Origin of the sequence: Aeromonas sp. S18(2024) (genome assembly GCF_041402525.1) — a bacterium.
In the GTDB taxonomy this organism is placed as follows: Bacteria; Pseudomonadota; Gammaproteobacteria; order Enterobacterales; family Aeromonadaceae; genus Aeromonas; species Aeromonas enteropelogenes.
Genome location: NZ_JBGLQV010000005.1, coordinates 105,890 through 120,307, shown reverse-complemented (window position 1 = coordinate 120,307; position 14,418 = coordinate 105,890). Strand labels below are relative to the sequence as shown.

The following is a 14,418-nucleotide window of genomic DNA, read 5'->3' as shown; positions in this document are numbered from 1 at the left end:
CGGTCGCGGCGCAAGCCGGGGCGGTGACCACAAATAGAAGCGAGCGAAACGATGAAAGTACTGATCATTGGTAACGGTGGCCGTGAACATGCGTTGGCCTGGAAGGCAAAACACTCTCCCCTGGTGAGCCACGTCTTCGTGGCCCCGGGCAATGCGGGCACCCAGCTGGAGCCGGGGATAGAGAACGTGGCCATTGAGGCGACCGACATCGAAGGACTGCTGGCGTTTGCCAAGGCGAAGCAGATCGGCCTGACCATAGTCGGCCCCGAGGCTCCGCTGGTGAAAGGGGTGGTCGATGCCTTCCGCGCCGCCGGTCAGCCCATCTTCGGCCCGACTGCCGCCGCCGCGCAGCTGGAAGGCTCCAAGGCCTTCACCAAGGATTTCCTGGCCCGTCACGCCATCCCGACCGCCGATTACCAGAACTTCACCGAGGTGGAGCCGGCGCTGGCCTACCTGCGCGAGAAGGGCGCACCCATCGTCATCAAGGCCGACGGCCTGGCGGCCGGCAAGGGGGTGATCGTCGCCATGACCCTGAGCGAAGCCGAAGAGGCGGTGCGGGACATGCTCTCCGGCAACGCGTTTGGCGATGCCGGCGCCCGGGTGGTGATCGAGGAGTTCCTGGACGGGGAGGAGGCGAGTTTCATCGTCATGGTCGATGGTGAGCACGTGCTGCCCATGGCCACCAGCCAGGATCACAAGCGGGTTGGTGATGGCGATACCGGCCCCAACACTGGCGGCATGGGGGCTTACTCTCCGGCCCCCGTGGTCACCCCCGAGGTGCACCGGCGCGTGATGGAACAGGTGATCATGCCGACCGTGTGCGGCATGGCGGCCGAAGGCAACGTCTACACAGGTTTCCTCTATGCCGGCCTGATGATCGATGGCCAGGGCAATCCCAAGGTGATCGAGTTCAACTGCCGCTTCGGCGATCCCGAGACCCAGCCCATCATGCTGCGGATGCAGTCCGACCTGGTGGAGCTTTGCCTGGCGGCCTGTGAGGGCAAGCTGGATCAGAAAGAGGCGCTCTACGATCCCCGCGCCGCCATCGGTGTGGTACTGGCGGCGGGCGGTTATCCCGGCAACTACAGCAGCAACCACCCCATCAGCGGTTTGCCGGTGGATGAGGTCGCGGGCGAGAAGGTGTTCCACGCCGGGACCCGGCTGGAAGGGGATACCAGCCTGACCCAGGGTGGCCGCGTGCTGTGTGCAACCGCCCTTGGTCACACGGTCGCCGAGGCGCAGAAACGTGCCTACCAGCTGGCGGCCCGCATCAAGTGGGATGGGGTGTTCTACCGCAAGGATATCGGCTGGCGTGCCATCGCACGGGAGCAGGATGAGTAACCCCGCCCGTGGCCAGAGTCACGGCATAAAGAGATCAAGGCGCCATTGGCGCCTTGATTTTATTGAGACTCTGGTGATGGTGAGTACGAGCAAGCAATAGCGGTTGCGCTCGCCGGCGGTCAGACGCTGACCTGGCTGATGTCCTCTACCTGCAGCAGCCAGCCTGACGGCTCCTGTTGCGGTTCGCCACTCAGGCGCAACCGCTCACCACTTTGCACCCACTGCCCCTCGGGCAGGGAGACCAGCAGGCTCTCGCTGCCGTTGTCGAACAGCCAGCGATCATCCCCCAGCGATTCGATCAGATAACCTTCCATCTCCACTCTGGACTCGGTTTGCCAGGATGGCGCAACGGAATCACGGCTCTCGATGAAATCCCCCTGAACACCAAAGCTGGCTAGCCCCCACAGAATGGAGAGCCCGACCAATGATGACTGCATCTTGTCTCTCCTCTTTTGGAACTGCAGGGCCAGTATGGGAAGAGAAAACTGAGCGCACCATGAACAGGTTGGCAAAGTGCAGGCGAGATCGCGAAAAAAACCATTCTGTGGCCAGATTTTGTCATTTTATGATGAATGGATCACACCAGCTGGCGGTTTTCGCTACCATTCGCGCCATTGCCGGGTTATTCAATCCCGTGGCAATGGCGCGCCAAGCCGTATCGACAGGGCCGCTTGGCACTTGCCCCCTGGTGTCATTGGGTCTAAGGTGGGCCCCGTTCATGTTGTCGTATCGCAAGGAGCTTCTCGTATGGCCACTCCCTATCCCCGCGTCGGTGTCGGCGTCATCCTGACCAACAGCCAGGGCCAGGTGCTGCTCGGCAAACGCAAGGGGAGCCACGCCCCTTACTGGTCCATTGCGGGCGGCCATCTGGAGTTGGGAGAGAGCTTCGAGTCGGCAGCCATTCGCGAGGTGGCCGAAGAGACGGGGTTTGTCATCAGCGACCCCAGGGTCATCGCGGTGACCAACAACCTGGAGACCTGGCGCGAGAGCGGGCTGCACTACATCTCGGTCACCCTGCTGGCCGAGGTGGCAGGCGAGCCGCAACTGCTGGAGCCGGAAAAGTGCGAGGGTTGGGTCTGGTGCGATCCTCGCACGCTGCCCGAGCCTCATTTCGATGCCAGTCGCCAATCCATCGCTTGCTGGCTGGCGGGGCGCTGCTATCTGCCACAGTCAGGCCAGGAGGCATCATAACCATCGCCTGCCGGCTGACCGTTCACTGCGATTTGCCAGCGGGATCACCCGAATAGTCATAAAACATTCATCCCTTTGTCATATCATCCCGCCAGTGCCTTTTATAACAAGACAGGAGTGGTGGCGTGGGGCAGGTGTTTATTCAGTTTCTGTGGCTGGGTTGCGTCAGTTTCGGTGGGCCGGCCGCCCATATCGGCTATTTTCAGCGCACCTTCGTCGAACGGCTGCGCTGGCTGACCCAGGCCGAGTTCGCCCAGTTACTGGCCCTGTGCCAGCTGCTGCCGGGACCCGCCTCCAGCCAGCTTGGCTTTGCCATCGGCCGCCACCGTGCGGGTCTTGCGGGCGCCCTGGCAGCCTTCATCGGCTTTACGCTCCCCTCCTTTGTGTTGCTGCTGGCCGCCGCCATCGGCGTGGGCCTGCTCACTGACAACCTCTGGCTGGAGGCCGCCCTGCACGGACTCAAGCTGTTGGCGTTGGTGGTGGTGGCCGATGCCGTGCTCACCATGAGTCGCCAGTTCTGCAAGACGGTACTGCAACAGGGGATCATGGTGGTGACCGCCGCCGCCCTCTGGTGGCAACCCGGCCTCTTGACCCAGCTGGTCATGCTGGCGGGCGCGGCCCTGCTCTGCGCACGTCAGGGGGAGGGCGCAATGGCGGCGGCGCCGCAGGCTGGCGAGCGGCGCCAGCCGCACTGGCCGACCCTGTTGCTGTTTGCCCTGCTGTTCCTCGGTCTGCCACTGCTGGCAACGGATCCCGCCAGCCGTCTGGCCGCCGATTTCTATCAGGCTGGCAGCCTGGTGTTTGGTGGCGGTCACGTAGTGTTGCCCCTGCTGCAGGAGAGCGTGGGACATACCCTCAACCAGCAGCAGTTTCTGACCGGCTACAGCCTGGCCCAGCTGGTGCCGGGCCCCATGTTTACCCTGGCCACCTACCTGGGTGCCCAGCTGTTGCCTGCAGCGCCGTTTGCGGGGGCCCTGCTGGCGACGCTGGCCATCTTCCTGCCGGGATTTCTGCTGCTGTGGGCCATGGGGCCCTGTTGGCAGAGCTGGCTGGCCAACCCCAGGTTGGCGGGGGCGGTGACGGGGATCAATGCCGCCGTGGTGGGGCTGCTGCTGGCCGCCCTCTATCAGCCGGTGTGGCAGAGTGCCGTCTTGGCGCCAACGGATCTGGCGCTGGCCGCCATCGCTTTCTATCTGCTGAGGGTCGTGAAGCTGCCCATTCTGGCCATGGCCGGCCTGCTGGTGGGGGCCGCCCTGCTGCTGGCCTGATGGTGGACATGACTGGAGCCCAGTAAAAACGGCGCCCCTGATGTCAGGGGCGCCGTTTTTTATTGCTCGGGATGGCTTGCTCAGGCTTCGGGATCGAAGTCCAGGCTCAGGCTGTTGACGCAGTAACGCTGGCCGGTCTCGGTCGGGCCGTCCGGGAAGACGTGGCCCAGATGGGAGCCGCACTGGCTGCAGGTGATCTCCACCCGCTTCATGCCGTGGCTGTTGTCTTCGGTGTAGGTCACAGTCCCTTCGATGGCCCGGTCGAACGAAGGCCAGCCGCAGCCGGAGTCGAACTTGGCATCCGAGTGAAACAGCACGCTTTTGCAGCAAACGCACAGGTAGTCACCACTCTTGCGGTTGTGCAGCAGGGCGCCGCTGTAGGGGCGCTCAGTGCCTTTCTCCCAGCAGACGTGAAACTGCTCGGCGCTCAGCTTGTCGCGCCACTGTTCGGGGTTGTTACTGCTCATTCCGACTCCTCGCCACTGATAACGGTGCCCAGCATAGCGGCTCTGTAAAGCTGACTCCAGCATGCCTGTTATGGTTTGCCCGCATCTGTGATCGGGTTGGCAGGCGGCGCCACCACGGTGGCGGGAAGATGCGCCTCCTCATGGGGCAAGGCTTCTTCTGCCTGCTCATCGCGCACGATCCGTTCCAGCAGCTTGAGGGAGTGGGCCCGGCTGACCGCCACCTGGCGTTTGATGTCGTCAGGCAGAAACGGCAGACCATCGTTGGTGGCCGTGTCTATGGTCTGGATCCACTCCATCCCCTCGCCGGGCGGAGGCAGGCGGAACTGGATGTCGTAGTCGCTGGCGTTGAACAGCACGTACCAGCGCTCCCCGGGGCAGGTGATCATGCCGATATCCATGGCAAAGGCCTGGCCCATGGGGGCGTGCCAGTCCTGATCGGTGAGCTGGTGACCATCCGGGTGATACCAGTTGACCTGATGGCAGCTGGCGGGGGCACCATTCCAGCTGTCGTCGCTCAGCTGCAAATTGGAGAAGACCTCGGACTCTGCCCGCAATGCCATCATCTGCTGGGTGAAGGCAAACAGCCGCTCGTCTTCCGGGCGCCACTGCCAGTTGACCCAGCTTATCTGGTTGTCCTGGCAATAGGCGTTGTTGTTGCCAAGCTGGCTGCGCCCCATCTCGTCACCGGCCAGGAAGTGCGGCGTGCCCTGGGAGAGCAGCAGGGTGGCGATCATGTTGCGTTTCTGCTGCTGGCGCAGGTTGTTGACCCGCGGATCCAGGGTCGGCCCCTCCACGCCGTAGTTGTTGGAGAGGTTGTTGCCGTGGCCGTCCCGGTTGTCCTCGCCGTTGGCCTGATTGTGGCGCTGGTTGTAGGAGACCAGATCCTCCAGTGTGAAGCCGTCGTGATAGCATAGGTAGTTGACGCTGGAGTGGGGCGCGCGCCAGTTCTTCGGGAAGAGATCCCGCGAGCCCACCAGCCGGGTGGCAAAGTCCCCCATCTTGCCTGCATCGCCACGCCAGAAGGCGCGCACCGTGTCGCGATAGCGATCGTTGATCTCCAGCCACTGGCTCGGGAATTGGCCGAGGCGATAACCGAACGGGCCTATGTCCCAGGGTTCGGCGACAAGCTTGACTTGTGACAGCACAGGGTCTGCCATCAATGCCTTGAAGAAGGCGCCCATGGGATCGAACTCGCCCGCCTCTCGCGCCAGTGTCACCGCCAGATCGAAACGAAAGCCATCTACCTGCATCTCGGTGACCCAGTAGCGCAGGGCATCCAGCACCAGCCTCAGGGGGTTGGGATGATCCAGATTGACGCTGTTGCCACAGCCGGTCACGTTGGCGTGACGGCTGTAGTCGGGGCCGTGCGGGCCCGCCTCGAAGGCGTAGTAGCCCGCATTGTCGAATCCCTTGAGCGACAGCATGGGACCGTCGAAGCCCGATTCGGCGGTGTGGTTGTAGACCACGTCCAGGATCACCTCGAGCCCGGCCTTGTGCAGCTCGCGCACCATGGTCTTGAACTCGGTCACCGCCTCGCCCGTATGCGCGCTGTAGCGCGGTTCGGGGGCGAAGAAGGCGACGGGGTTGTAACCCCAGTAGTTGCTGAGCCCCAGTTGCTCGAGCCTGGGTTCGGACATGAAGGCCGCCACTGGCATCAGCTGCACCGAGGTGATGCCGAGGGACTTCATGTGTTCGATCATCAGCGGGTGGCTGATGCCAAGATAGGTACCCTGCAGTGTTTTGGGGATCCCCGGATGCTGGCGGGTAAAGCCCTTGACGTGGGCCTCGTAGAGGATGGTGCGGGCCGGTTCGATGGCAGGCTTGCCGATCCCCTGCCAGTCGAAGGCGTCATCCACCACCACCGACTTGGCCATCATGGCCGCACTGTCTCCCTGATAGAGGGCGTCGTCCCAGTAGAGGGGACGGCTGAGGGCCCGGGCATAGGGGTCGATCAGCAGCTTGTCCGGATCGAACAGCATCCCCTCCTGGGGCGTGCCATGCACCCGATAACCATAACGCTGGCCGGCTTTTACGCCGTGCACATAGCCGAATCGGTACTGGCCGCGTCGGCCAGGCAGTTCGAGCCGTGCCTGTTCCTGCTCGTTGTCGTCGAACAGGCAGAGTTCCACCCTGTCCGACTGGGGGGCCCAGACGCAGAAGTGGCAACCTGCCTCATCAAGACGGGCCCCCAGGGGGTGGCCCGACCCTTTTTCCATCACAAGCATCAGGACTCCTGTTTGATAAACAAGGTCGCCAAAGGCGGCAGATCCAGCACTATGCTGTGCGCCATCCCCTGCCAGGGGGTTGGCTCGGCGGCGAACACCAGACCCACATCATAGTTGCTGCCCCAGTAATACTCGCTGTCGGTGTTGAGTACCACCCGGTAGTGGCCCGCCGCCGGTACGCCGAGGCGATAGTCGGTGCGGGGAACCGGGGTGAAGTTGGCCGCGACCATGATGGCCTGCTCGCCCTCCTTGTCCGCCCGCAGCCAGGCAAAGATGCTGTTGTCGGCATCGTTGTGATCGAGCCAGCGAAAGCCGGTCTGCTCGTAATCGGCCTGATAGAGGGCCGGTTCGTGGCGATAGAGGTGGTTGAGGTCGTGGATCAGCCGCTGCTGGCCGGCATGCTTGGGGTATTGCAGCAGGTGCCAGGGCAACTGGGCATCGTGGTTCCACTCGTTGCTCTGGGCGATCTCGGTGCCCATGAAGTTGAGCTTCTTGCCCGGGTGGGCATACATGAAGCCCATGTAGGCGCGCAGGTTTGCCGCCTGCTGCCACTCATCCCCCGGCATCTTGTAGAGCAATGAGTGCTTGCCGTGCACCACCTCGTCGTGAGAGAGCGACAGAATGAAGTTCTCGTCATAGTGGTACACCATGGAGAAAGTCATGTCGTTGTGGTGATAACGGCGGTGAATAGGCTCTTTTTGCATGTAGGTGAGGGTGTCGTGCATCCAGCCCATATTCCACTTGAAGCCAAAGCCCAGGCCACCCAGGAAGGTGGGGCGCGAAACCCCGGCAAAGGCGGTGGACTCCTCGGCGATGGTCATGGCGTGAGGATACTTGCCGTACACCTCCTCGTTGGTCCACTTCAAGAGGCTGATCGCCTCGTAGTTGTGGTTGCCGCCATCGACGTTCGGCACCCACTCGCCGGCGTTGCGGGAGTAGTCCAGATAGAGCATGGAGGCGACCGCATCCACCCGCAGGCCGTCGACGTGGAACTTGTCGAGCCAGTAAAGAGCGCTCGCCACCAGGAACTGGCGTACCGTATCGCGGCCGAAATCGTAGATGTAGGAGTTCCAGTCCGGGTGCCAGCCACGGCGCGGATCCTCGTACTCGTACAGCGGCGTGCCGTCGAAGCGGGCCAGGCCATGGGCATCGGAGGGGAAGTGGGCTGGCACCCAGTCGAGGATGACGCCGATCCCGGCCTGGTGGCAACTGTCGACGAAGAACTTGAAGTCGTCTGCGCTGCCATAACGGCTGGTGGGGGAGAACATGCCCACCGGCTGATAGCCCCAGGAGCCACTGAACGGGTGTTCGGAGACCGGCAGCAGCTCGATGTGGGTGTACTCCATCTCCCGCACATAGTCGACCAGTTCCACCGCCAGCTCGCGCCAGCTCAGGCTGTCGCCGTTGGAGTGGCGCTTCCAGGAGCCGATATGCAGTTCGTAGATGGAGATGGGCTGCTCGCGCTTGTCGTTGCGCTGGCTCGCCACCCAGTCCGTATCCTGCCACTGGTACTGATCATGGTCATAGACCACGGAGGCGAACGACGGGTACTGCTCGCAATAGAAGCCCACTGGATCGCTCTTGTGCGGCAGGCGGTTGCCCATGGGGTCTTTCAGTTCGAACTTGTAGCGCTCCCCGGCCTTGAGACCCGGCACGAACAGCACCCAGTGGCCGCACAGACTGCGCTGCATCGGATGGCGGCGGCCATCCCAGAAGTTGAAGTCGCCGATGAGGCTCACCGAGGTGGCGCTCGGCGCATAGACCGCAAAACGAACCCCTTCCACCCGTTGGCCGAGATGTTCCACGGTGCGCAACTGGGCGCCCAGAGTGTGGTAGAGGTTTTCCGGCTGATAGGTCAGTTCGGCGAGCCCTTCCCAGGCGGCGTCCTGGAACTGGTAGGGGTCTATGACGTCGGTGGTGGCATTCGGGTAGCTGACGATCAGCTGGTAGGGGAAGGGGTTCTTGCGGCGGGTGAAAACAGTTTCAAAAAGACCTGTGTCATCGGAGGACGCCAGGGTGGCAACAACTTTGCCCGATTTGAGGTCCCTGACGCGAACTTCGGTGGCATCAGGCAACCAGGCGGTCAGTTTGAGGCCGGGCCCATCCGGATTGGCCTGCAGGCCTAAATGAGAGAAGGGATCGGAACAGCGGGCAGCAACCAAACGTTCAACGAGCATCGAGATTTCCTTTCATGACAGATCATCCGCTCCGGCCAGCGCCGGAGCGGATTGAGGTGAGTCAGCTGTGCGCGACAGCGGCTCAACGACTGGCCTCATCACGGGCACGGCTCATCTGGCCGGCCAGCGCCTTGAGCGCCTCATTGGCAAAAATATCCTCCAGGTCGGCGGAGAGCTTGCGGCGCCAGTTGGGGTATTCGTAACTGGTGCCCGGCACGTTGACCGGCTTGTCCATCTCCAGCCAGTCTTCCAGCTGGGTGCTGAACAGGGCGCAGCTGCCACGGGACATGTGGATCTGCAGGCCATGGTTGAGCTCGGTATTCATGCCAACCCAGTTGACGTCACGGCTGATGTTGTCAGAGATGACATTGTGGGCGTGCAGGCTGTCGAGGATCCGCTGTTTGGCCTGGTGGCGATCAGCATACAGGGTCTTGAGAACGTCTTCATCCGGATACAATCCGAGCTCGCGTCCCAGCGCCAGATCGTCGCAATGCCAGAAGCCCTTGAGGGTCGGCATGTCGTGGGTGGTCAGGGCCGACATCGCCTGCTCGGCGTAGTGGGCCGGGGAGATGAAGCCACCGTCCTCCTTGGAGCGCTCGAAGAAGAACACCTTGTAGGAGTGGACGCCGTTCTCCTTCAGGGTCACGTCGATCCCCTCCGGCACAGTGCCGAGATCCTCGCCGATCAGCAGGCATTGATTGCGGTGGGATTCGAGGGCCAGGATGCCGAGCAGGTCGTTGACCGGGTAGTAGATGTAGGCGCCCTTGGCGGCGGACTCTCCGGGCGGTACCCACCACAGGCGCAGCAAGGCCATCACATGGTCGATGCGCAGGGCGCCGCAGGAGCGCATGTTGGCGCGAAACAGATCCACCATCGGCTGATAGGCGGCTTCGAACAGCTGGTTCGGATTCATGGGGGGCAAGCCCCAGTTTTGACCGAGGGGACCCAAAATATCGGGCGGCGCACCGACCGAAGCTTTCGGGCAGTAGAGATCCTGGTTGGCCCAGATCTCGGTAGAGCCTTCGGAGACACCCACCGCCAGATCCCGGTAGATCCCCATCACCATGCCGGCGGCCTTGGCGCGGGCATCGGCCTGGGCCAGTTGCTCGTCGGCGAGGAATTGCAGATACAGGTAGAAGGCCACATCCTGCTGGTGTTCCGAGGCCCAGGCTGCGACCGCAGGGTTGTGGTAGTCACGGAAGGCCTCGGGCCACACCGGCCAGCCCCAGGCGTTTTCGCCCTTGGCGTAGAAGTGAGCCTGCAGGGCATCGAAGGTGGCCTGTTGTTGCAGACTGTCGCCACCGGCGGCGACAAAGCTGTCGAATGCAGCCTGACGTTCGGCGCTGAGTTTGGCCTGGTCAAACACCTGGCGCAGCATGGCGATCTTGGTTTCGATGACGCCTGTGTAGTCGACGTTCTCTTTGGCGCGCAGCTCGGTCAGGCGCTGCTGGAAGGCGGGGCTTGCCACTTCCGCTTTGAGGCCTGTGTTCCCCTGGAATTCGGGGACGGCTGCCACGTCGATATAGGCGACGTTGAGCCAGCGACGGGATGAAGGGCTATAGGGGCTGGCGCTCTCCGGATTGGCCGGATAGAGGGCATGGATGGGGTTGAGGCCGACGAAGTGGGCCCCCCAGGCGGCCGCTTTCTCGACCAGCTGGCCCAGATCGCTGAAATCACCGATACCCCAGTTATGGCGGCTGCGCAGGCAGTAGAGCTGAACGCTCGGGCCCCATACCTTGCGGCCATTGGCAATGGGGGGCTGCTTGTAGCAAGCCTTGGGCGCGACGATGAGACGCATGGTGGCGAGCGGTTCGTCATTGCCCTCTTCCAGCAGCACCAGCTGGTGGTAACCCAGCTCCGGGGTCATCGCCAGGGTGACGCGATAGGCCTGGCACTCCATCTCCTCGAATTCGGCGACGCCGACCAGCTCGCCCTCGATGGGGGTGAACTGACCGGACAGCACGGCCCCCTGCTCCTGCTGGAGCTGCCAGGTGAGGGCGTCATTGACGAATTCGATGGGAAGGCGGACTTCGAGGGTCACCGGCTCGCCGGTGCGAACCACCATCACGGGGTCCAGCGCGCGCAGCCAGTGCTGGCGGTGCTCCTGCTCCAGCTGCTCGGTCAGGGCGGCTTCGTCATCGACGCGATAGCCCATGGCGCCCAGCATGGCGGCCTTGCTCTCTTCAGACACCTGGGCCGGTTGGCCCCAGGCATCGACATACTCGCTGGCGATGCCTTTTGCGGCAGCCAGCTGTTCGATCAGGGTGGTCATAGTTTGAGAATTCCCGCTGTGGATTCTATCTATACTATTTTGATTAATTTTTATGGGTGGTACTTGAACAGTGGCTCTTTGGCCATGCTAAACCGCGTTCATTTTTACATATCTGTCGTTATGGTTGTGTGACCGAGTAGGCACTATTGTTGATAATTGCGAAGGGGGCAAACAGGATGTTTTTTTGTCAAAGTACGGTAATCAGTTACATAAACAGAAAATAAATTTCACAGTTTTTCATGATATAGCGCAATTTCGGACCGAATGTTGGTTGACTCACCGTAGAGTTCTAGTAAATTTACAAGCGGAATTTTCTTTGACTACTGAACAGTTAGGTAACTAAATATGACTATCAAAGTAGGTATTAACGGTTTTGGCCGTATCGGTCGTTTCGTATTCCGTCTGGCTTGCGAGCGCAACGACATCGAAGTTGTTGGTATCAACGACCTGATCGACGTTGACTACATGGCTTACATGCTGAAGTACGACTCCACCCACGGTCGTTTCAACGGTACCGTTGAAGTTAAAGACGGCAACCTGGTTGTTAACGGCAAAACCGTACGTGTTACCGCTGAGCGTGACCCGGCCAACCTGCGTTGGAACGAAATCGGTGTTGACGTTGTTGCCGAAGCTACCGGTCTGTTCCTGACCGACGAGACCGCTCGCAAGCACATCGCTGCCGGTGCCAAGAAAGTTGTTCTGACTGGTCCGTCCAAAGACGCTACCCCGATGTTCGTTATGGGCGTTAACCACGCTACCTACGCTGGCCAGGACATCGTTTCCAACGCTTCCTGTACCACCAACTGCCTGGCTCCGATCGCCAAAGTACTGAACGACACCTTCGGTATCGAGTCTGGCCTGATGACCACTGTTCACGCTACCACTGCTACCCAGAAGACCGTTGATGGTCCGTCTGCCAAAGACTGGCGCGGTGGCCGCGGCGCGGCTCAGAACATCATCCCGTCCTCTACCGGTGCTGCCAAGGCTGTTGGCGTAGTTATCCCGGAACTGAAAGGCCTGCTGACCGGTATGGCTTTCCGTGTTCCGACTCCGGACGTATCCGTTGTTGACCTGACCGTTAACCTGAAGAAAGCTGCCACCTACGCAGAAATCTGCGAAGCGATGAAAGCTGCTTCCGAAGGCGCCATGAAGGGCGTTCTGGGCTACACCGAAGACGAAGTGGTTTCTACCGACTTCCTGGGTGAGCGTCAGACCTCCGTATTCGACGCCAAGGCTGGTATCCAGCTGACCGACAAATTCGTTAAAGTTGTATCCTGGTACGACAACGAAATGGGCTACTCCAGCAAGGTTCTGGATCTGATCGCTCACATCTCCAAGTAATTTGGGATGCGCAATCGCGTAGCTTGAAAAAGGCGGCCACTGGCCGCCTTTTTGTTTTTCGGTTCCCATGATGACAGGAGTCCACATGCAATCCATTCGCCCCCTGACCGCCAACTGCCAGCTCGCCAACAATGCGGCCGGTCTGCCCGTTCTCACTATCAGCAATGACAGCGCCAGGGCCGAGATCAGCCTGTTCGGCGCCCATGTGCTGAGTTATCAGCGCCATGGCGAACCCACCTCCATCTGGTTGAGTGACAAGGCCGTGCTGGATGGCAGCAAGCCCATCCGTGGCGGCATTCCCCTCTGCTGGCCCTGGTTCGGCCCGGCGCCGGCTCGCGTCGGTAGCGGCAAACCCTCCCACGGCTTTGCCCGCACCAGCCTCTGGACCCTGGACGGCGTCTCCGATCACGCCGACGGTACCCTGGTGCACCTCTCCCTGCGCGACAGCGAGGCGACCCGTACCCAGTGGGATCATGCCTTCGAGCTGGAACTGGACGTGCTGGTGGGCAAGGAGCTCTCCCTGGTGCTGACCACCCGCAACACTGGCAGCCAGCCCCTCGTCTACAGCGGCGCCTTACACACCTACCTGGCGATCAGCCAGCCGGAAGCCGTCATTGTCAGCGGGCTGGGCGAACCCTATGCCGACAAGCTGACCGGTCAGGATGGCAAGCAGCAGGGGGCCTTGACCCTGAACGGCCCGCTGGATCGCGTCTACTGGCAGCCCGAGGCGCTGGTCAGCGTCAAGGATGGTGAGCGCGAGATCCGGGTGGTGAGTGGCAACCATGACAGCGTGGTGGTCTGGACTCCCTGGCTGGAAGGGGCCACCGCCATGGCCGACATGAGCGACGACGGCTATCGCACCATGCTGTGCGTCGAAGCGGCCATCGCCGGCGAGGCGGGCGTCACCGTCGCCCCCGACGAGGAGCACAGCCTCTCCACCGTGATCATCTGATCGTCTGGCAAGTCATATAACAAGAGGGCTCCCGCGGGAGCCCTCTTTGTATTTCGTCATCAGGCATTGCCCTGCGTCTTGAGCTTGAGTTCGGCGGCAAAGTCCAGCATGCGATCGAGGGGGATCAGGGCCTTGATCCGCAAGGCTTCGTCCACATGGATTTCGTGGCGCTCGGCACCATCGGTGAGGGCGGACTTGATGGCCACCAGGCCGTTCATCGCCATCCAGGGGCAGTGGGCGCAGCTGCGGCAGGTGGCGCCATCACCACCGGTCGGGGCTTCCACCATCTCTTTCTCCGGACAGGCCTGCTGCATCTTGTAGAAGATGCCGCGATCGGTCGCCACGATGAGCTTCTGCTGGGGCAGCTCCCTGGCTGCCTTGATCAGCTGGCTGGTGGAGCCCACCGCATCGGCCAGTTCGATGACAGAGGCGGGGGACTCCGGGTGCACCAGCACGGCGGCATCTGGATTCTGCGCTTTCAGATCGCGCAGGGCGCGGGCCTTGAACTCGTCGTGGACGATGCAGTGCCCCTGCCAGCGCAGCATCTCGGCGCCGGTCTTCTTCTCGATGTAGGCGCCGAGATGGCGATCCGGGCCCCAGATGATCTTCTTGCCCTGGCTGTCGAGATGCTCGACGATCTCCAGCGCTATGCTGGAGGTCACCACCCAGTCAGCCCGCGCCTTGACCGCCGCCGAGGTGTTGGCGTAGACCACCACGGTATGGTCGGGATGGGCATCGCAGAAGGCGGAGAATTGCTCGATGGGGCAGCCCAGATCGAGGGAGCACTCGGCCTCCAGAGTCGGCATCAGCACTCGCTTGTGGGGGCTCAGGATCTTGGAGGTCTCCCCCATGAAGCGCACGCCGGCCACGATCAGGGTCTGGGCGGCGTGATCCCGGCCAAAGCGGGCCATCTCTAGGGAATCTCCGACGAAGCCACCGGTGGCTTCGGCCAGCGCCTGAATCTCGGGATCCGTGTAGTAGTGGGCGACCAGCACGGCCTGACGCTCCTTGAGCAGTGCCTTGATGTCTGCGATCAGGGTCGTCTTCTGCTCGGCGCTCAGGGGAACCGGTTTGGCCGGAAACGGGTAGTCCATCTCGACTACCGGCGGGATACTGCTCAGTGCATTGCTCATTGCGACTGTTCCATCAACGCTTGGAAAGGCAAAAATTATAACCAGAAGCTG

Annotated in this window: 11 protein-coding genes; 5 read left to right on the top strand and 6 right to left on the bottom strand. The window is 61.9% G+C overall.

What is annotated here, in order from left to right:
* Positions 1 to 51 precede the first annotated feature (51 nt).
* Entirely contained in the window at positions 52 to 1,341 is a 1,290-nt protein-coding gene (gene purD, locus ACB034_RS10480) for a phosphoribosylamine--glycine ligase (protein ID WP_371172793.1), read from the top strand.
* A 119-nt stretch (positions 1,342 to 1,460) separates the two neighbouring features.
* On the opposite strand, the gene ACB034_RS10475 is transcribed toward purD, so the two are convergent.
* A complete protein-coding gene (locus ACB034_RS10475) occupies positions 1,461 to 1,778 on the bottom strand; it encodes a hypothetical protein (RefSeq protein WP_042026978.1) in 318 nt (105 codons plus the stop codon).
* Between the two features lie 310 nt (positions 1,779 to 2,088).
* Between ACB034_RS10475 and ACB034_RS10470 the strand changes: the two genes are divergently transcribed.
* On the top strand, positions 2,089 to 2,532 hold the full coding sequence (locus ACB034_RS10470) for an NUDIX hydrolase (RefSeq protein WP_371172792.1): 444 nt from the start codon (positions 2,089 to 2,091) through the stop codon (positions 2,530 to 2,532).
* A gap of 125 nt (positions 2,533 to 2,657) precedes the next feature.
* Complete coding sequence (gene chrA / locus ACB034_RS10465) at positions 2,658 to 3,800, top strand: chromate efflux transporter (protein ID WP_371172791.1); 1,143 nt, start codon at positions 2,658 to 2,660, stop codon at positions 3,798 to 3,800.
* 80 nt (positions 3,801 to 3,880) lie between these two features.
* On the opposite strand, the gene msrB is transcribed toward chrA, so the two are convergent.
* The 4 genes from msrB to malQ all read right to left on the bottom strand — a co-directional run bounded on the left by msrB (position 3,881) and on the right by malQ (position 10,941).
* The gene (gene msrB / locus ACB034_RS10460) at positions 3,881 to 4,267 is read right to left on the bottom strand and encodes a peptide-methionine (R)-S-oxide reductase MsrB (protein WP_042026974.1); all 387 of its coding nucleotides are present in this window, start codon (positions 4,265 to 4,267) and stop codon (positions 3,881 to 3,883) included.
* A 68-nt stretch (positions 4,268 to 4,335) separates the two neighbouring features.
* Positions 4,336 to 6,492, bottom strand: coding sequence for a glycogen debranching protein GlgX (glgX, locus tag ACB034_RS10455; protein ID WP_371172790.1), 2,157 nt, complete (start codon positions 6,490 to 6,492; stop codon positions 4,336 to 4,338).
* Entirely contained in the window at positions 6,492 to 8,669 is a 2,178-nt protein-coding gene (gene glgB, locus ACB034_RS10450) for a 1,4-alpha-glucan branching protein GlgB (protein WP_371172789.1), read from the bottom strand. The genes glgX and glgB overlap by 1 nt, the downstream gene beginning before the upstream one ends.
* Positions 8,670 to 8,751: 82 nt before the next feature.
* The gene (malQ, locus tag ACB034_RS10445; RefSeq protein WP_371172788.1) at positions 8,752 to 10,941 is read right to left on the bottom strand and encodes a 4-alpha-glucanotransferase; all 2,190 of its coding nucleotides are present in this window, start codon (positions 10,939 to 10,941) and stop codon (positions 8,752 to 8,754) included.
* Positions 10,942 to 11,286: 345 nt separating this feature from the next.
* Here malQ and gap point away from each other — a divergent pair, with 345 nt between their 5' ends.
* Together gap and ACB034_RS10435 are read left to right on the top strand one after the other, a co-directional pair.
* Positions 11,287 to 12,282 (top strand): type I glyceraldehyde-3-phosphate dehydrogenase, encoded by a 996-nt coding sequence (gene gap, locus ACB034_RS10440; RefSeq protein WP_026457038.1) that lies wholly within the window; start codon positions 11,287 to 11,289, stop codon positions 12,280 to 12,282.
* A gap of 85 nt (positions 12,283 to 12,367) precedes the next feature.
* A complete protein-coding gene (locus tag ACB034_RS10435; protein WP_371172787.1) occupies positions 12,368 to 13,234 on the top strand; it encodes a D-hexose-6-phosphate mutarotase in 867 nt (288 codons plus the stop codon).
* 59 nt (positions 13,235 to 13,293) lie between these two features.
* Here the strand turns inward: ACB034_RS10435 and nadA are convergent, their stop codons facing one another.
* The gene (gene nadA / locus ACB034_RS10430) at positions 13,294 to 14,367 is read right to left on the bottom strand and encodes a quinolinate synthase NadA (RefSeq protein ID WP_371172786.1); all 1,074 of its coding nucleotides are present in this window, start codon (positions 14,365 to 14,367) and stop codon (positions 13,294 to 13,296) included.
* Positions 14,368 to 14,418 lie beyond the last annotated feature (51 nt).

Excerpts from the sequence above, each read along its gene's own strand:
- purD (WP_371172793.1), top strand. The coding sequence starts at position 52 with ATGAAAGTACTGATCATTGGTAACGGTGGCCGTGAACATGCGTTGGCC.
- ACB034_RS10475 (WP_042026978.1), bottom strand. The coding sequence starts at position 1,778 with ATGCAGTCATCATTGGTCGGGCTCTCCATTCTGTGGGGGCTAGCCAGC.
- ACB034_RS10470 (WP_371172792.1), top strand. The coding sequence starts at position 2,089 with ATGGCCACTCCCTATCCCCGCGTCGGTGTCGGCGTCATCCTGACCAAC.
- msrB (WP_042026974.1), bottom strand. The coding sequence starts at position 4,267 with ATGAGCAGTAACAACCCCGAACAGTGGCGCGACAAGCTGAGCGCCGAG.
- glgX (WP_371172790.1), bottom strand. The coding sequence starts at position 6,492 with ATGCTTGTGATGGAAAAAGGGTCGGGCCACCCCCTGGGGGCCCGTCTT.
- glgB (WP_371172789.1), bottom strand. The coding sequence starts at position 8,669 with ATGCTCGTTGAACGTTTGGTTGCTGCCCGCTGTTCCGATCCCTTCTCT.
- malQ (WP_371172788.1), bottom strand. The coding sequence starts at position 10,941 with ATGACCACCCTGATCGAACAGCTGGCTGCCGCAAAAGGCATCGCCAGC.
- gap (WP_026457038.1), top strand. The coding sequence starts at position 11,287 with ATGACTATCAAAGTAGGTATTAACGGTTTTGGCCGTATCGGTCGTTTC.
- ACB034_RS10435 (WP_371172787.1), top strand. The coding sequence starts at position 12,368 with ATGCAATCCATTCGCCCCCTGACCGCCAACTGCCAGCTCGCCAACAAT.
- nadA (WP_371172786.1), bottom strand. The coding sequence starts at position 14,367 with ATGAGCAATGCACTGAGCAGTATCCCGCCGGTAGTCGAGATGGACTAC.